The sequence below is a fragment of the Nocardioides sp. genome, assembly GCF_035503875.1.
Lineage (GTDB): Bacteria > Actinomycetota > Actinomycetes > Propionibacteriales > Nocardioidaceae > Nocardioides.
In genome coordinates this window covers 19443-36514 of sequence record NZ_DATJTA010000060.1, presented here as the reverse complement: position 1 = coordinate 36514, position 17072 = coordinate 19443, and the positions used below count along the sequence as shown (strand labels likewise).

The following is a 17072-nucleotide window of genomic DNA, read 5'->3' as shown; positions in this document are numbered from 1 at the left end:
GTCAGACCTGACGGCAACTTCTGCCGACTCGACGCGCAACTTCTGCCGACTCGGCGTCAGGCGGCGAGGCAGAGGGGACCGGTGGGGCCGGACGGGGTGGAGCGTCCGGCGAGGGTGCGGGTGACCCGGGCGGTGAGGTCGACGAGGCGCAGCCCGAGGGCGCCGGCGACGGCGCCGAGGATCTCGGAGCTGGGCTCCTTCAGGCCGCGCTCGATCTCGGAGAGGTACTGCAGCGAGACCCCGGACGTCTCGGCGACGTCGCTGAGTGTGCGGCCCGTGCGGGTGCGCTCCTCGCGCAGCTCGCGGCCGACGGCCTCGCGCCACAGCGGCTCCGGGGCCGGCGCGGCCGGGACGGGCTCGCGGGGAGCCGGGAACGCGATCACCTCACCCATGGACCGACCCTAGGGCGTCTCGGTCCGGGTGTCCCGCTCGTTCGCCCGGGGCGAACGGTCCGGGCGCAGCCACTGGCCCAGCTCGGCCTCGGTCAGCAGCTCGCGGGCCTCGGCCTCGCGCTCGTCGGGCACCAGCACCCGCATCTGCAGGAAGTTGAGCGTGCCCTCGATGATGCTCGCGTGCCGGTCGGCGACGTGGCAGGGGATCTCCGCCTCCTGCAGGAGCCCCTCGACCACCGAGATCAGGGCGACGTCGTTGGTGCGCAGGAGCTCGCTCATGTCCCCTCCAACGCGCGATCACGTCCCGAAGTGCCGCAGGTGGACGATCCGCCCGGCGCGCCCTCCCTTCGCGCCGGGCGACCATCCACCTCCCAGAGGTGGTCAGTTGGTCGGCTTCTCCGCTCCGACGACCCACATCGAGAAGAACTGCGAGCCGCCGCCGTACGCGTGGCCGAGCGCCTTGCGGGCGCCGTCGACCTGGTGCTCGCCGGCCGCGCCCCGCACCTGCAGGGCCGCCTCGCCGAAGCGGAGCATCCCGGAGGCACCGATCGGGTTGGACGAGAGCACGCCGCCCGAGCAGTTGACCGGGAGCCGGCCGTCCATCGCGGTCGCGCCCGACTCGGTGAGCCGCCAGCCGCCGCCGTTCGCGTCGGCGAAGCCGAGGCTCTCCAGCCACATCGGCTCGAACCAGGAGAACGGCACGTAGATCTCGGCCGCGTCGATCTCGTCGATCGGGCTCGTGATGCCGGCCTGCTTCCACAGGGCCGCCGCTGCGTCGCGGGACGCCTGCGGGTTGACCTGGTCGCGCTCCGCCGCCGTGGTGGCCTCCGAGCGCATCACCGTGCCGTGGATCCACGCCGGGTTGGGCGAGGCCTTCGCGGTGTCCTCATCGACGATGACCAGCGCGCAGGCGCCGTCGGAGGAGGGGCAGGTCTCGTCGTACCGGATCGGGTCCCAGAGCATCTGCGAGGCCAGCACCGACTCGACGGTGGTGCCCTCGTTGTGGAGGTGGGCGAACGGGTTCTTCAGCGCGTTGGTGCGGTCCTTGGCTGCCACGATCGCGCCGACGTGGTTGGGCGCGCCGGAGCGGCGGATGTAGGAGCGCACGTGCGGCGCGAAGTAGCCGCCCGCGCCGGCGTGCACCGGCATGTTGAACGGCACGGGCACCGAGAGCGCCCACATCGCGTTCGACTCCGACTGCTTCTCGTACGCCACGGTCAGCACCCGCTTGTGCACGCCGGCCTGGACCAGCGACGAGGCGACGATGGCGGTCGAGCCGCCCACCGAGCCGGCCGTGTGGACGCGGAGCAGCGGCTTGCCGGCCGCGCCCAGCGACTCGGCCAGGAACAGCTCGGGCATCATCACGCCCTCGAACAGGTCGGGCGCCTTGCCGACCACGATCGCGTCGATGTCGTCGAGGGTCATGTTGGCGTCGACGAGGGCGCGGTCGATGGCCTCGCGGCACAGGCCGGCCATCGAGACGTCCTCGCGCTTCGCGCGGTGGTGGGTCTGGCCGATGCCGACGACGGCGGCGGGCTGCTTCGCCATGTCAGGCCCCCTTCCGGTTCGAGGTCTGGTCGGCGTCGAGGACGCACACGAGGTTCTGCTGCAGGGCGGGGCCGCTGGTGGCGTGCCCGAGGGTGCGCGACGCCTCGCCCGACCAGATCCGCTTGGCGGCCTCGCCGATGCGGATGCCGCCGGCCGAGAACATCGGGTTGCTGGTGAGCGCGCCGCCGGAGGGGTTGACGGCGACGTCGTCGCCGAGCCCCAGCTCGCGGCGCAGGATCAGCTCCTGGTGGCTGAACGGCGCGTGCAGCTCGGCCACCTCGACCCCGTCGATGCCGACCGCCGCGGCGGCGCGGGCCGCCGAGGGGGAGCGGGTCAGGTCACGGGTGCCCATGCTCATCGGGTCGACGTAGTGCGACAGGCCGGAGATCCAGGCCGGTCGCTCGCAGACCTCACGCGCCCGGTCACCGGCGGCCAGCACGATCGCGGCCGCACCGTCGGTCACCGGGGCGCAGTCGTGCTTGCGCAGCGGGTCGGCGTACATCGGGCGGGCCAGCAGCTCCTCGACCGAGGAGCCGCCCTTGCGGACGGCGTACTCGTTCTTCTCGGCGGCGGTCAGCGAGCGGTTGGCCACCTCGGCCATCGCGCGCTCGTCCCACAGCCCGGCGTCCAGGCCGACCCGCGCCTGCAGGCCTGCGAGGCTGACGGTGTCGGGCCACAGCGGGGTCATCGTGTACGGCTCCAGCTGGAGCGCGAGGGTACGACGCAGCACGCCGGCCGAGCTCTTCCCGAACGCGTAGACCAGCGCGGTGTCGACCTCGCCTGTCTGGATCTTCAGCCAGGCCTCGTAGAGCGCCCACGCGAGGTCCATCTCGACGTGGGACTCGTTCACGGGCGGGAGCACGCCGATGGCGTCCACCGCCTGCACGAACGAGAACGACCGGCCGGCCAGGTAGTCGGAGGATCCCGAGCACCAGAACCCGACGTCCTTGCGGGTCCAGCCGGTCTGCTCGTAGCACTCCTCGAAGAGCGGAACGAGCAGCTCCACGCAGGTCGGCGACCCGTCGAACTCCTCCATCTGTCGCTGGGCGAAGCCCACGACCGCAACGTCACGCATGTCTGTCCCGCCCCTTACAGGTGCTGCTTGTAGGTGTCGTAGTCCGCGTCCGGCTCACCGGTCGGCGCGAAGTGGCTGATGTTCTCGATCGTGGTGCCCCACTCCTCGCGCGGCTTCCAGACCGCCTTGACCCGCATGCCCATCCGGACCTCCTCGGCCGGGATGTCGAGGATCAGGTGGAGGAAGGCGATGTCGGCGCCGTCGAGCAGGACGTACGCCGAGACGTACGGCGGCTTGATCCGCTGGCCGAGGAACGGCACGTTCACGACGCAGAACGTCGTCACCGTCCCGGTCTCGGACAGCTCGACCTCGTCGGTGGTGGGGGTTCCGTCCGCCGGGCACGCGCTGCGCGGCGGCACGTAGACCTTCCCGCAGGCCGGGCAGCGCTGGCCGAGGATCCGGCCCTCCGCCAGGCCGCGGTAGAAGGACGACTCCTCGGGGGAGGCGGCGTACAGGTAGTCGAGCTCGACGGGGGTGATCACGCCGGTGACCGGGTCCTGCGTGGAGCCGGTCGCCGGGCTGCCCGTCTCGTCGCCGTCGCGCAGCGGCTCGAAACACTCGATGTCGGTGACCGCGCCGGCGCGCTCGCCGCGCCAGCGGACCTGCACCCGCATGCCCGTCGACACCTCGTCGGGCGAGGAGACGTCCAGCGCGTGCAGGAACGGCGTGTCCGCGCCGTCGAGGGTGACCAGCACGAAGGCGAACGGCCGGTCCAGCGGCTGGGCCTTCACCGGCTCGGGGACCCAGGTCCAGGAGCTGACGGTGCCGGTGGCGGCGACGTCGACGAAGTCCGTCAGGGGCTCGTGCGTGACCGGGTCGAACTCCGGTGGTGGTACGACGACCCGGCCGTCGGAGGTGCGTCCCGCGACGACCACCCCGTCCCGGAGTCCGGTGAGGAACCGTCCGAGAACGGGTCCGGTCGAGCGCGTGTAGTCGAAGGCGACCGTGACCGGTGCCGAGAGCGTGCGAACCATGTCCGGCAAACTAGAACACGTTCTATCGTACGCACAAGGTCTCTGAGAGGGTGTCGGCATGAAACTGGGTCTGCAGCTGGGCTACTGGGGAGCACAACCGCCGAGCGGTGTCGGTGAGCTCGTCGCCGCCGCCGAGGAGGCGGGCTTCGACGCGATCTTCACCGCCGAGGCGTGGGGGTCGGACGCGTTCACGCCGCTGGCGTGGTGGGGTCGGGAGACGACCCGGCTGCGGTTGGGCACGTCGATCGTGCAGATGTCGGGGCGCGCCCCGACGTCGATCGCGATGCACGCGCTCACCCTCGACCACCTGACCGGTGGGCGGGTGGTGCTGGGTATGGGCGTGAGCGGTCCGCAGGTTGTCGAGGGCTGGTACGGCCAGCCGTTCGCCAAGCCGCTCGCCCGCACCCGCGAGGTCGTCGACATCATCCGCCAGGTCCTCGCCCGCGAGGCGCCGGTGACCAACGCCGGCCCGCACTACCCGCTGCCGTACGACGGCCCGGGCGCGGTCGGGCTCGGCAAGCCGCTGAAGCCGATCGTGCACCCGCTGCGCTCCGACATCCCGATCTGGCTCGGGGCCGAGGGGCCGAAGAACGTCGCCCAGACCGCGGAGATCGCCGACGGCTGGATCCCGATCTTCTACACGCCGAAGTCGGCGGGCATGTACCAGCCGTGGCTCGACGAGGGGTTCGCCCGGCCCGGAGCCCGTCGTACCCGCGCGGACTTCGAGATCGCCGCGACCTGCCACCTCCAGGTGGTCGCCGACGCGGCCGAGAAGCAGCAGGTCGTCGACGGGATGAAGCCGGTGATCGCGCTCTACATGGGCGGGATGGGCGCGAAGGACGCCAACTTCCACAAGCAGGTCTTCGAGCGGATGGGCTACGCCGAGCTCGCCGACGAGGTCCAGCGGCTCTACCTGGCCGGCGAGAAGGACAAGGCGACCGGGCTGATCCCCGACGACCTCGTCGACGACATGCACATCATCGGCACCGAGGCCGAGGTCAAGGACCGGGTCGCGCAGTGGGAGGACACCGGCGTGACCACGCTGATGCTGAGCTGCCGCTCGCCCGAGGAGGTGCGGCAGGTCGCCGGGCTGCTGGCCTGAGGGAACCGGTGCACTTCTCGGGTCCTGTCTGATGTTCTCCGCCGAAACTTCGCCTGGGAACGTCGAGGTTCCCCGGTGAACAGGGCAACCTGTCGCACAGTTGGCAGCTCCGTCAGGGGCCGCTGAGGAACAGGTCGACGGCGGTCAGGTCGCCGGTGTCGTCCACGGTGACGGCGATCGCCACGTCGGTCAGGCAGCTTCGGTGGGCGGGGTCGGGGCGGATCCAGGCGGTGTCGACCCCGCCGCCGGTGGGTGGGGTGACGTAGCGGTTGCAGCCGACCACGTCTGGAGGTTTCGACTCGAGGGCCAACCCGAACCCTTCGTCCTCGTGCCAGCGGATCGTCTGCAGCGGGGAGAGCGGGCAGGTGACGCCTTCGATGGTCGTCCGATCGGCCGGGCAACCCCGCCACGACCGTCGCGGGATCGCCCGGTCGCCGTCCAGCACGACGACCGGCTCGCCCTGGATCGACAGGCGGACCGTTCCGGCCCAGGGCACGGCGTCCGGCTCGCCGCCGGCGGCGTACGCCACGAAGGCAGCGGCCGCAGCCGCGGCCGAGACGTCGGCGGCAGCTGTCGGCGGTCGACCGCCGAGCTCCCGCATCCGGTCGCGAGCAGGGCGAGGAGTGCGGCCGCGTGCTGGAATCGGATCACGACCGTATGACGCGGGCGCGTCCGATCAAGTTGTCGGCGGACTTCTCGGGCAATGCCAGACCTTCTCCGCCGACATTTCGCCCGAGAACGTCCAGATTCACCGGTTCACCGGTGAATCCGCCCGCCCGGCGCACCGCACCCGCCCTCAGGCTGACAGGCTGGCCCCATGAGCGGGGAGTACGACGACGATCTGGGGGAGCGGCTGGCGAGCTGGCTGGAGGGGCTCGGGCTGGCGTCGTACCTCCCGGCGGCGGGGCTGCCGGTCCTGGACCGCGACGCGGCGGGACGGGCGGTGTGGACCGACCCGGGCACCCGGCGACCGATGACGGGCGAGCAGCTCGCGGAGGTGGAGCGACTGCTGCGGCAGGACGGCTCGGAGCCCGAGCACGCCGTACCCGTCTCGCTCGTGCAGCTCGCCCGGCGGGCGAAGGTGCGCGAGCAGCTGCTCGCCAGCGCGTGGTTCACCTACGAGACCCTGGCAAAGGTGCGTGGCGCGAGCACGGAGGCGACGCGGTTCGCCGTGCACAAGGCGGCGTCCGAGCACCGGCTGCTGGTCGTCGCGGCCGACGAGCGCACCCTGGTCCCGGGGTTCCAGCTCACCGAGGGCGGGGAGGTCCGGGCCGAGCTGGTGCCGGTCCTCGAACCGTTGCTCGCCTCCCGGATGGATCCCTGGCAGGTCTGGGGGTGGCTGACCCAGCCGGCGGCGCTGCTCGGCGGGCAGGTGCCGGAGCGCGCCGCCGCCGAGCCCGCCGAGGCCGACGTGGTGCTGCACGCCGCCGTGCGTCTCGCGGAACGGTTGTAGTCCCTGGCGCACAACTGGAACACGTTCTAGTCTCGGCGCCATGACTGCTGACGACCTTCGCATCGGCACCCACAACGGCCACCTGATGGTCGCCGCGCTCAAGCGGCACCGCACCAAGCCGGTGATGTACCTCGGCGACACCACGTTGACCGGTGGGCAGACCGCCGAGCGGATCTCGCAGTACATCCAGACCTTCGAGGCGCTCGGCGCCGGACGCGGTACGGCGGGGGCGCTGCTCGCGCTGAACCGCCCCGAGGTGCTGTTCATCCTCGGCGCCGGGCAGACCCAGGGCTACCGGCGCACGTCCCTGCATCCGCTCGGCTCGCTCGACGACCACGCCTACGTCATCAACGACGCCGAGATCACCAGCATCACCATCGACCCGGTGCCGATGTTCGTCGAGCGCGTCCTCGGCCTGCTCGAGAAGTGTCCGAAGCTGGAGAAGGTGCTGACCATCGGGCCCGTCCCCGACGAGCTCAGCCACGTCGGCCAGGACCTCAACGCCGCGGCCGCGTCGTACGAGCCGCGGCCGCTGGAGGCGGCGGTGCTCGATCCCGAGCACGTCGTCTCGATCACCTACACCGGCGGCACGACCGGCAAGCCCAAGGGCGTGATCGGGCTGTCGCGGCAGATGAACACGATGACCCAGATCCAGATGTCGGAGTGGGAGTGGCCCGAGTCGCCGCGCTTCCTCATGTGCACGCCGCTGTCGCACGCCGGCGCGGCGTTCTTCGTGCCGACGGTGCTCAAGGGCGGCTGCCTCTACGTGCTGGCGAAGTTCGACCCGGCCGAGGTCCTGCGCACCATCGAGGAGCAGCGCATCACCGCGACGATGCTGGTGCCGTCGATGCTCTACGCGCTGATGGACCACCCCGACTCGCGCACCCGCGACCTGTCGTCGCTGGAGACGGTCTACTACGGCGCCTCGGCCATCAACCCCGTGCGGCTGAAGGAGGCGATCGAGCGGTTCGGCCCGATCTTCGCGCAGTACTACGGCCAGTCCGAGGCGCCCATGGCGATCAGCTACCTGTCCAAGGACGACCACGCCGAGGCGTTCGCGTCCGGCAACGACGCCCGGTTCTCCTCCTGCGGCCGCCCCTCCGCCTTCGCGCGTACGGCGCTCCTCGACGAGGACGGCAACCAGGTCCCGGTCGGCGAGCCGGGGGAGATCTGCGTGGCCGGCCCGCTGCTGGCGGGCGGCTACTGGAACCTGCCCGAGGCCACGGCCGAGACGTTCCGCGACGGCTGGATGCACACCGGCGACGTGGCGCGTGAGGACGAGGACGGCTTCTGGTACATCGTCGACCGCACCAAGGACATGATCGTCACCGGCGGTTTCAACGTCTTTCCGCGCGAGGTCGAGGACGTCGTCGCCGAGCACCCCGCGATCGCCCAGGTCGGCGTGATCGGCACCCCGCACGAGAAGTTCGGCGAGGCGGTCACCGCGATCGTGGTGCTGCGCGAGGGCTACGAGCTCACCGACGCCGTCGTCGCCGAGGTCCAGGAGATGGTCAAGGAGCGCAAGGGCTCCGTGCAGGCCCCCAAGCAGGTCATCGCCACCGACGCGCTGCCGCTCACCGCGCTCGGCAAGCCGGACAAGAAGGCGCTGCGGGCGCAGTACTGGACGGGTGAGCGGGCGGTCGGCTGACGCGGAGGCCGCGGAGGTCCTGCCGGTTGGTCGATCGATCGATCAAGAATCGCAGCACGACGATTGATCGATCGCTCGACCAACGCACGGGCTTGCCCCGACCCGCCGCCACCAAGGCCGACGGGACGACCGCGGCGGCGAACGGCCGGGGTGCCCCGTCAGCGGGGGCTTTCGGACCGACCCCGGCTCGCGAGCCGCCATCTCCACCCGACCTCGGCGACCGGGCGCGCCATCGCACCAGTCCGGCCTCGCGGGGGTGGCGGACGGGGAGGTCGGAGTCTAGGACGCGTCGAGCCGTGCGACCTCGTCCGGGGTCAGGTCGAGCTCGGCGGCGGCCGCCGAGTCGCGGATCGACTGCGGGCGCTTGGCGCCGGGGATCGGGATCACCCGCGGGGACTGGGCCAGCTCCCAGGCCAGGGCGACCTGCTGGGGGCTGACGCCGCGCGCAGCGGCGACCTCGGCGAACGCCGGGTGCTTCTCGGCGAGCGCCTTGGCGTCGCCCAGGCCGCCGAGCGGGCTCCACGGCAGGAAGGCGAGGCCGAGCTCGTCGCACACGTCGATCTCGGGGGCACTGCTGCGGAATGCCGGGGAGAACTGGTTCTGCACGCTGACCAGCGCGTCGCCGAGCTCGGCGTGCGCGAGCCGGATCTGCCCGGGGTCGGCGTTCGAGAGCCCCACCATCCGGACCTTCCCGGTCTCGGCGATCTCACGGAGCGACCCGACGACCTCTTCGTAGGGCACCTTGGGGTCGGGCCGGTGGTGCTGCCACAGTGCGAGCTGGTCGACCCCGAGCCGGTCCAAGCTGGCGTCGACGGCCCGGCGCAGGTGCTCGGGCGAGGAGTCCAGCGCCCACACGCCACCGGCGGCGCGCACGTGCCCGGCCTTGGTCGCGAGCAGGACCCGGTCGCGCACCCCCAGCTCGTCGAGCAGCGACGCGATCAGCCGCTCGTTGGCGCCCTGGGCGTCGGCACCGAGCTCCTCACCCGGACCGTAGGCGTCCGCCGTGTCGAAGAGGGTGACCCCGGCGTCGAGCGCGGCGCGGATCGTGTCGAGCAGCTGCTCGCGGGGCTGGGTGCCGGACTGGTCGAACGTCATCAGGCCGAGCCCGATCGCGCCCACCTCGACGCGGCCGACGGTGTCGTTGCCCAGGGTGCGTGTCCTCATGCTCGGACCGTACCCAGGGCTAACCTCAGCCCGTGAGCGGAGGGACGAAGGGCCTGATCGCGGCCGAGGCGCGCCGGCAGTTCATGGCGGCCGGGTACGCCGCCACCTCGGTGCGCGGTGTGGCGGGGGCGGCCGGGATCGATCCCGCGCTGGTGATCCGGCACTTCGGGTCCAAGGAGCAGCTGTTCCTCGAGACCGTCGACGTCGAGGGTCCGTTCGCGCCGGCCCTGGAGGGACCGCTGAGCGGGATGGGCGAGCGGCTGGTCGCGCTGGTGCTGGACGAGCGGATGTCGAACGTCCTGCGCACGCCGTACCGCGCGATGATCCGGGCCACCGACAGCGTCGCGGTGCGGGAGCGGCTGGTGGCGGCGATGGAGGCGACGCTGGCGCGGCCGCTCGCGGCCCGGCTCGACGGTCCGGACGCCACGCTGCGGGCACATCTGGTGGCCGCCCAGGTCGGCGGGCTCCTGGAGGCGCTGGTGACCCTGGAGGACCCGGCCGTGGTGGACGCCGACCCGGCGGACGTCGCGAGGTACTACGGCGCCGCGGTGTCAACACTGTTGACACCGCCGCCCGGCTGACCTCACCATCGGCCCATGCCCAGCCGGTACGCCGACCTGACCCGCGAGGAGCTCGCCGTCCTCGTCCCCGAGCTGCTGCTGATCGGCCAGCTCATCGACCGCTCCGGGATGGCCTGGTGCATCTCGGCCTTCGGGCGCGAGGAGATGGCGCAGATCGCGATCGAGGAGTGGGCCGGGTCCAGCCCGATCTACACCCGCCGCATGCAGCAGGCGCTGGGGTACGCCGGCCCTCCGGGGAAGGGCGACATCATCACGATCTTCAAGGGCCTGCAGCTCGACATCGGGGCGCCGCCGCAGTTCATGGACTTCCGCTACACCGTCCACGACCGGTGGCGGGGGGAGTTCCACCTCGACCACTGCGGCGCACTGATGGACGTCGAGCCGATGGGTCCCGAGTACGTCCGGTCGATGTGCCACGACATCGAGGACCCGACGTTCGACGCGACGGCCGTCGCGACCAACCCGAAGGCCCAGGTGCGGCCGATCCACCGGCCGCCGCGCATGCCGGCCGACCGGAACCCGCACTGCGCCTGGACGGTGATCATCGACGAGTCGTACCCGCCGGTCGAGCCGCTGCCGCCGTACTTCGTCATCGAGCGGACGCGCGCGGCGAGCACCGAGCTCGACCCGATCGACCCCGCCGACGACGGGCAGGCCGACTACACGGGGCCGCTGGTCGACGACCTCGACTTCGCCGCGTTCTCCCATTCGGCCCTGGTCCGGGTCGCCGACGAGGTCTGCCTGCAGATGCACCTGCTCAACCTGTCGTTCGTGATCGCCGTCGAGCAGCGCGCCGCCGACCAGGAGCAGCTGCGCGACATCTGCCGCAAGCAGCTGGTCGGCATCGCGGGCATCGCCGCCGAGCGGATCCACCGGGCGCTGGGCCTGCCGACGGACGCGGCGGGGGCGCGGCGGGTGCTGGAGCTGCACCCGCTGCTCAACCCCACGGCGTACGTCGACGCCTCGTCCGCCGACGGCGTCCTGCGGGTCGCCGCATCGCCGGCCCACGAGGACGGCGCCTGGGTCGCGCTGTGCGGGCCCGACGCGACGACCCCGCTGCAGGCGGTCGTGCGCGCGGTCGACCCGCGGCTCGACGTGGAGGTCACCGGGTCCGACCGGGACTGGTCGCTGCGGGTGGTCGAGCGGGCCGAGCCTGCCCCGGAGGCGGGCGAGGTGGCCGTGACCCGGTTCAGCACCGGGGCGTCGTTCGCGTTCGAGCCGCGGCGCTCGCTGCCGATCACCCCGGTCTGAGAACCGGCGCCGGACGGGTACCGGCGGCTCGTGCCCCTGCGCAACGGACCCCACGGCTACGGCGCCGTCACCAAGACCCTGCACTGGTCGACCGTCCTCGCGCTGGTCGCCCAGGTCGTGGTCGGTTACACGATGGACGCGGACGACTCCGGGCATGGCCGCGGTCGGGGCCGGGGCCGGTCGGGGGAGAGCGGGCGCGGCCGCGGTCGCGGAGGTGACGACGACGAGGGCCTGGGCGTCCTGGACGGCGGCTTCGACCTGGTCGACCTGCACGTGCTGCTCGGTCTCGCGATCATCGCGCTGGCCCTGGCCCGGATCCTCTGGCGGAGCACGACGCCGCTGCCGCCCTGGGACGAACGGCTCAGCGCCGGCGAGCGCCGCCTGGTCACCGCGACCGAGCGGGTGCTGCTGTTCCTGCTCCTGCTGGTGCCCGCGACCGGCATCGCACTCGTGCTCGGCGACGACGACCTGCTGCCCCTGCACGTGGCCGGCCACGTCGCCCTCTATGCCGCCGTCGCGCTGCACGTCGCGGTCGTCGTACGACGGCGACTGGTCGGCCGGATGCTGCCGGGCGGCCCGGCGGATCGAGCTCCCACACGCGTCTAGGTGCCGGCGCATGCGCAGGGCCGGTGCGGGCACCCGGAGGGGGTGGCAGCTCACGACGGCGACACGGCGTCGTACGACCGGATCCGCGACGTGTGGGGACCGCGGACACCGCACGCCCGCGGGACCGCCTGGCCCGAGCGGGTGGACGTCCATCTGGAGTCCGGCCTGAGCGAGGGCGACGTCGAGCGCTGGGTGCCTTCGGCGTGCGTCCTGTGCAGCAACGGCTGCGGCTGCGACATCGCGGTCAAGGACGGCCGGATGGTCGGGGTCCGCGGGCGGGCCGACGACGCGGTGAACCGCGGCCGGCTGGGTCCCAAGGGTCTGTACGGGAGCACGCCGTGGGCCTCCTCGACCGACCGGCTGACCCGGCCACTGGTGCGCGAGGGCGGCCGGCTGGTCGAGACCGACTGGGACACCGCGCTCGGCCGGGTCGTCGCGACCTCGCGGCGGCTGCTGGAGGAGCAGGGTCCGCTCAGCCACGGCTTCTACACGAGCGGCCAGCTGTTCCTGGAGGAGTACTACCTCCAGGCCGTGATCGGGAAGGCGGGCCTCGGCACGCCGCACATGGACGGCAACACCCGCCTGTGCACGGCGACGGCCGCCGCGGCCCTGAAGGAGTCGTTCGGGGCCGACGGCCAGCCGGCCTGCCACGACGACGTCGAGCACTGCGACGCCCTGTTCCTCTACGGCCACAACACGGCCGAGACCCAGACCGTGCTGTGGGCGCGGATCCTCGACCGCACCCGGGGCGCGGACGCGCCGCGGCTGGTCTGCGTCGACCCGCGCCGTACCGCCGTCGCCGAGGAGGCACGGCGCACCGGCGGGGTGCATCTCGCGCCGCGGGTCGGCACCAACGTCGCCCTGGTGAACGCCCTGACCCGCGAGCTCCTCGAGCACGGTTGGGTCGACGGGGACTACGTCGGCGCCCACACGGTCGGGTACGACGACCTGGCGGCGACCGTCGCGGCGTACCCGCCGGAGGAGGCGGAGCGGATCTGCGGCGTCCCGGCCGACGACGTACGCCGCGCCGCCCGGATCTTCGGCGAGTCGGAGGCGGTGCTGTCGACGGTCCTGCAGGGCTTCTACCAGTCCCACCAGGCCACGGCCGCGTCGGTCGCGGTGAACAACCTGCACCTGCTGCGCGGCATGATCGGCCGGCCGGGAGCCGGGATCCTGCAGATGAACGGGCAGCCGACCGCGCAGAACAACCGCGAGTGCGGCGCCGACGGCGACCTGACCGGCTTCCGCAACTGGGACAACCCGGCGCACGTCCGGGAACTGGCCGAGCAGTGGAACGTGGACCCGATGACGATCCCGCACTGGGCACCGCCCACCCACGCGATGCAGATCTTCGCCCACGCCGAGACCGGGAGCATCGGACTGCTCTGGATCTCCGCGACCAACCCAGCGGTCTCGATGCCGGAGTCGGCCCGGATCCGGCGCATCCTCGGCGGCGACCAGTGCTTCGTCGTCGTCCAGGACCTGTTCCGCACCGAGACGGCCGAGCTCGCGGACGTCGTACTCCCCGCGGCGGGTTGGGGCGAGAAGACCGGCACGTTCACCAACGCCGACCGCACCGTCCACCTGTCCGAGCAGGCGGTCGAGCCGCCGGGCGAGGCCCGCAGCGACCTGCAGATCCTGCTCGCGTACGCCGACGCCATGGGCTTCACCGACCGCGACGGGGCACCGCTGGTCCGGTGGCGGACCCCCGAGGAGGTCTTCGACGCCTGGCGCGAGTCCACCTGCGGCCGTCCGGTGGACTACACCGGGCTGAGCTACGACCTGCTGCGCCGCCGGTCGGGGGTGCGCTGGCCGGTGAACGACCGGCACCCGGAGGGCTCCGACCGGCTCTATGCCGACGCGGTCTTCCCGACCGACACCGACGTGTGCGAGACCTTCGGCCACGACCTCGTGACCGGCGGGACGGTGACCGAGCTCGAGCACCGGGCCCGGGCGCCCGGCGGACGCGCGTTCCTCAAGGCGGCGCCGTACCTCCCGCCGCACGAGGAGCCGAGCGAGGACTTCCCGCTGCGGTACACGACCGGCCGGACCGTCCACCAGTTCCACACGCGGACGAAGACGGGACGCGCCCGCCGCCTCGACGAGGCCGCACCCGACGCCTGGGTCGAGCTCTCCGCGGCCGACGCGGAGGCGCGCGACGTCCACGACGGCGACTGGGTCCGCGTCGACTCCCCGCGCGGCGCGATCGAGGTCAGGGCACGGATCGGACCGGTCCTGGAGGGCGCCGTGTTCGCGCCGTTCCACTACGGCCGGTGGGATCCGACCGACCTGGCGGCGGACGCCGGGCACCGCCAGGCCAACGAGCTCACCATGACCGTGTGGGACCCGGTCTCGAAGCAGCCGACGTTCAAGACCGCCGCCTGCCAGGTCACGCGGGTCCGCGGGCGCGACAGGGGAGGGAGTTGACGTGCCGCACCTGTCGACGTACGTCGGGCTGGCCGACCACAGCGAGAACACCCTCGCGACGTCGTTCCGTGCCGTCGCGGAGGGGCATGCGCAGGTCGCCGACGTGCACCACACCTGCCTGCTCCTCGCCGGCTGGAGTGAGGAGCACCGGCGCGCGCTGGCCCCCGCGGTGGAGCGGTACGGCGAGGACCGCGACATCGACGAGCCCGAGCGCCTGCACGCGGCCGGCCTGGCCGAGACGCGCGCGGGCGAGGTCGGCCTGCTCCGCGACCTGCAGGACCTGCACGTCCTCGCGACGCTGGTGCAGACGACCTGGACCGTGATCGCCCAGGGCGCCCAGGGGCTGCGCGACACCGAGTTGCTGCAGGTCGCGGAGGACTGCAACGCCGAGACCTCCCGTCAGCTCTCCTGGCTGAACACCCGGATGAAGGAGGCCGCGCCGCAGGCGCTGATCGTCAGCCCTTGACGGCGGCCGGCCCGGTGTAGGTGCCCCGGCCGGTCGGCAGGGGGAGGTCGAGGGTGGTGCGGATGCCGGGCGCGGCCGCGCGGACGTCGGGGATCGCGTTCACGATCCGGCCGCAGGCGGCCACGATCGCGGCGTGGTTGTGGTCGCCGTGCTCGCTGCTCGGCACGACGTCGACGACGTAGCTGGGCTCGCCGACGATCTCGACCCGGTACGACCCGCCGCCCGCCGCCGGCCGCGCCCAGTCGGGGCGCAGGTCGTCGCGCGTGCGGGTGACGTGCTCGACGACGATCGCGGGGTGCCCGTCGACCATCCCGCTGATCGAGAACTTCAGCGCCGCGATCGTGCCCTTCTCGATCCGGCCCGCCGCGATGTCGTAGCCCTCCGGGGCAGGCTCGGCCTCCCAGTGCTCGACGACCTCGTCGATCTCGATGCCGAGGCCGGTCGCCATCATCCGGATGGCCGTGCCCCAGGCCAGGGCCAGGACTCCGGGAAGGAAGAGCATCGGCGTCTCGTCGAGCGGGCGGCCGAAGCCCATCAGGTCGAACATCACCTCGGCGCCGTCGTACGTCGCGTAGTCGGCGAGCTCGTAGCAGCGGATCTGCTCGATCCGCTGGCAGGTGCTGGCCAGGGCCAGCGGGACCAGGTCGCTCGCGAAGCCCGGGTCGACGCCGGTGATGTAGACGCTGGCACCGCCCGCCTGCGCCGCGGCCTCGACCTTGTCGATGACCTTCTGCGGCATCGTCCCCCAGGGGAACTGCAGCGTCCCGGGCGCCGAGCCCACGACGTCGATGCCCGCCTCGAGCAGCCTGCGTACGTCGTTCGTGGCCTCGACCGGGCGGGTGTCGCCCATCGCGCAGTACACGACGCACTCCGGTCCGGCGGCGATCAGGGCGTCCAGGTCGCCGACGGCGGCGATGCCGGTGACCGTGTCGACGCCCGCCAGCTCACCGGCGTCCCTGCCGACCTTCTCGGGGGTCGAGGTGGAGACCGCGACCAGCTCGAACCGCTCGTCGGCGATGAGCTGGCGCAGGGTGAGTCGGCCGGCGTTGCCGGTGCTGACTTGGGCGACACGGATGGGCATGCGGATCTCATTTCTAGAACGGGTTCTAGTCGGACTGCTATCTTGCCGCACATGGCTCGTGTGGAGGGCAAGGTCGCCCTGATCAGTGGCGGCGCGCGCAACATCGGCGGCGCCAGTGCGCGCCAGCTCGTCGCGGAGGGCGCCCGGGTCGTCATCGGCGACCTGCTGGACGACGAGGGGACCGCCCTCGCCGAGGAGCTCTGCCGCGAGTACGGCGAGGGCGTGGCCCGCTACGTCCACCTCGACGTGACCAGCGACGCCGACTGGCGCAGCGCCGTCGAGCTGACCGTCGCCGAGCACGGGCGCCTCGACGTCCTGTTCAACAACGCGGGCATCTTCAACGGCGGCCAGCTGCAGCGCTACAAGCGCGAGCTGTGGCAGCAGATGCTCGACGTCAACCTGACCGGGGCGTTCCTCGGCATCCGCGCCGCGACCGACGCGATGATCGCGTCGGGCGGCGGCTCGATCATCAACACGTCCTCCATCGAGGGACTGCGCGGCACGCCGTGGGCGCACGGGTACGTCGCCTCCAAGTGGGGGCTGACCGGTCTCACCAAGTCGGTGGCGATGGAGCTCGCGCCGCACGGCATCCGGGTCAACTCCCTGCATCCCGGGCGGATCAGCACCCCGGCGACCGACCAGATGCCCGAGGGGTTGATCCCGATCCCGCTCGGCCGTCCCGGACGACCGGAGGAGGTCGCGGCGTTCGTCGTCTTCCTGGCCAGCGACGAGTCGTCGTTCGCGACCGGATCCGAGTTCGTCGTCGACGGCGGGACCGTCATGCACATCCCGACCAACGTCTGAGCGACGTACCCGCCCTGGCAGGGTGGTGAGGTGGCCGACTACCGCTGGGCGACGCACGCCGACCCCGACCTCCTGGTCCTGCAGCTGCCGCCGGCGCCGGTCTACGCCGCCGGGGCGGCCCACGACGCGATGAAGGCGCTCTTCGCGCAGCGCGGCTTCCGCCCGGTCGACGAGGCGGACCGGCTCGACCTGCGGGCGGCCAACGGCTGCTCGCTGACCCGCACCGGGCGTGACGCCGCCGAGCTGCTGGTGACGATCGGAGATCGGGTCGGTGCCAGCCGGATCCCGCTCACGGGACTGGACCCGGAGTGGCTGGACCGGGCCGTCGCGCTCGGGCACGCGGCCGTTCTCGTTGCCGACTCCTCGATCGCCGACGACGGTTCGACGTCGCGGGACCTGCTGCGCCGCGACGTCGACGCCGGGGGAGTCCGGGCCGCCCTCGTGCCGGTACGTCAGCACGACGCGGGCTGACCCGCGGTGCCGGGACCCGGCACCTGTGA

18 protein-coding genes are annotated in these 17072 nt (G+C 72.5%); 10 read left to right on the top strand and 8 right to left on the bottom strand.

The window, feature by feature from the left end; translation table 11 throughout:
• Nucleotides 1-56: 56 nt before the first annotated feature.
• From VMF51_RS14745 to VMF51_RS14725, 5 genes are all read right to left on the bottom strand, one after another.
• Nucleotides 57-392 (bottom strand): helix-turn-helix transcriptional regulator, encoded by a 336-nt coding sequence (locus tag VMF51_RS14745; protein WP_325475205.1) that lies wholly within the window; start codon nt 390-392, stop codon nt 57-59.
• 9 nt (nt 393-401) lie between these two features.
• Nucleotides 402-671 (bottom strand): DUF2007 domain-containing protein, encoded by a 270-nt coding sequence (locus VMF51_RS14740; protein WP_325475204.1) that lies wholly within the window; start codon nt 669-671, stop codon nt 402-404.
• 102 nt (nt 672-773) lie between these two features.
• On the bottom strand, nt 774-1940 hold the full coding sequence (locus tag VMF51_RS14735) for a thiolase domain-containing protein (RefSeq protein WP_325475203.1): 1167 nt from the start codon (nt 1938-1940) through the stop codon (nt 774-776).
• Nucleotide 1941: 1 nt separating this feature from the next.
• Nucleotides 1942-3015 (bottom strand): thiolase domain-containing protein, encoded by a 1074-nt coding sequence (locus tag VMF51_RS14730; protein WP_325475202.1) that lies wholly within the window; start codon nt 3013-3015, stop codon nt 1942-1944.
• A gap of 14 nt (nt 3016-3029) precedes the next feature.
• Entirely contained in the window at nt 3030-3989 is a 960-nt protein-coding gene (locus VMF51_RS14725; RefSeq protein ID WP_325475201.1) for a Zn-ribbon domain-containing OB-fold protein, read from the bottom strand.
• Between the two features lie 58 nt (nt 3990-4047).
• Here VMF51_RS14725 and VMF51_RS14720 point away from each other — a divergent pair, with 58 nt between their 5' ends.
• Entirely contained in the window at nt 4048-5091 is a 1044-nt protein-coding gene (locus tag VMF51_RS14720; protein ID WP_325475200.1) for an LLM class F420-dependent oxidoreductase, read from the top strand.
• 112 nt (nt 5092-5203) lie between these two features.
• On the opposite strand, the gene VMF51_RS14715 is transcribed toward VMF51_RS14720, so the two are convergent.
• Nucleotides 5204-5692, bottom strand: coding sequence for a hypothetical protein (locus tag VMF51_RS14715; RefSeq protein ID WP_325475199.1), 489 nt, complete (start codon nt 5690-5692; stop codon nt 5204-5206).
• A gap of 216 nt (nt 5693-5908) precedes the next feature.
• On the opposite strand from VMF51_RS14715, the gene VMF51_RS14710 reads away from it, so the two are divergent.
• Together VMF51_RS14710 and fadD8 are read left to right on the top strand one after the other, a co-directional pair.
• Nucleotides 5909-6544, top strand: a complete 636-nt coding sequence (locus VMF51_RS14710) for a hypothetical protein (RefSeq protein ID WP_325475198.1) — start codon at nt 5909-5911, stop codon at nt 6542-6544.
• Between the two features lie 40 nt (nt 6545-6584).
• Nucleotides 6585-8192: a fatty-acid--CoA ligase FadD8 gene (gene fadD8 / locus VMF51_RS14705; RefSeq protein ID WP_325475197.1), complete on the top strand. Its 1608-nt coding sequence runs from the start codon at nt 6585-6587 to the stop codon at nt 8190-8192.
• A 279-nt stretch (nt 8193-8471) separates the two neighbouring features.
• Here the strand turns inward: fadD8 and VMF51_RS14700 are convergent, their stop codons facing one another.
• Nucleotides 8472-9356, bottom strand: a complete 885-nt coding sequence (locus VMF51_RS14700; protein ID WP_325475196.1) for an aldo/keto reductase — start codon at nt 9354-9356, stop codon at nt 8472-8474.
• 32 nt (nt 9357-9388) lie between these two features.
• Here VMF51_RS14700 and VMF51_RS14695 point away from each other — a divergent pair, with 32 nt between their 5' ends.
• From VMF51_RS14695 to VMF51_RS14675, 5 genes are read left to right on the top strand one after another with little or no spacing between them, the layout of a single operon-like run.
• Nucleotides 9389-9937 (top strand): TetR family transcriptional regulator, encoded by a 549-nt coding sequence (locus VMF51_RS14695; protein ID WP_325475195.1) that lies wholly within the window; start codon nt 9389-9391, stop codon nt 9935-9937.
• A 15-nt stretch (nt 9938-9952) separates the two neighbouring features.
• Entirely contained in the window at nt 9953-11188 is a 1236-nt protein-coding gene (locus VMF51_RS14690) for a hypothetical protein (protein ID WP_325475194.1), read from the top strand.
• 30 nt (nt 11189-11218) lie between these two features.
• On the top strand, nt 11219-11794 hold the full coding sequence (locus tag VMF51_RS14685) for a cytochrome b/b6 domain-containing protein (RefSeq protein WP_325475193.1): 576 nt from the start codon (nt 11219-11221) through the stop codon (nt 11792-11794).
• Between the two features lie 42 nt (nt 11795-11836).
• Entirely contained in the window at nt 11837-14221 is a 2385-nt protein-coding gene (locus VMF51_RS14680; RefSeq protein WP_325475192.1) for a molybdopterin oxidoreductase family protein, read from the top strand.
• Nucleotide 14222: 1 nt separating this feature from the next.
• Nucleotides 14223-14687 (top strand): hypothetical protein, encoded by a 465-nt coding sequence (locus VMF51_RS14675; RefSeq protein ID WP_325475191.1) that lies wholly within the window; start codon nt 14223-14225, stop codon nt 14685-14687.
• Here VMF51_RS14675 and VMF51_RS14670 read toward each other — a convergent pair.
• Nucleotides 14677-15768 carry a diacylglycerol kinase gene (locus tag VMF51_RS14670; protein ID WP_325475190.1) on the bottom strand — a complete coding sequence of 364 codons (1092 nt, stop codon included), beginning with the start codon at nt 15766-15768 and terminating at the stop codon, nt 14677-14679. The genes VMF51_RS14675 and VMF51_RS14670 overlap by 11 nt on opposite strands.
• A gap of 51 nt (nt 15769-15819) precedes the next feature.
• On the opposite strand from VMF51_RS14670, the gene VMF51_RS14665 reads away from it, so the two are divergent.
• Nucleotides 15820-16572 carry an SDR family oxidoreductase gene (locus VMF51_RS14665; protein ID WP_325475189.1) on the top strand — a complete coding sequence of 251 codons (753 nt, stop codon included), beginning with the start codon at nt 15820-15822 and terminating at the stop codon, nt 16570-16572.
• Between the two features lie 30 nt (nt 16573-16602).
• On the top strand, nt 16603-17043 hold the full coding sequence (locus VMF51_RS14660) for a hypothetical protein (RefSeq protein ID WP_325475188.1): 441 nt from the start codon (nt 16603-16605) through the stop codon (nt 17041-17043).
• The last annotated feature ends 29 nt before the right edge of the window (nt 17044-17072 follow it).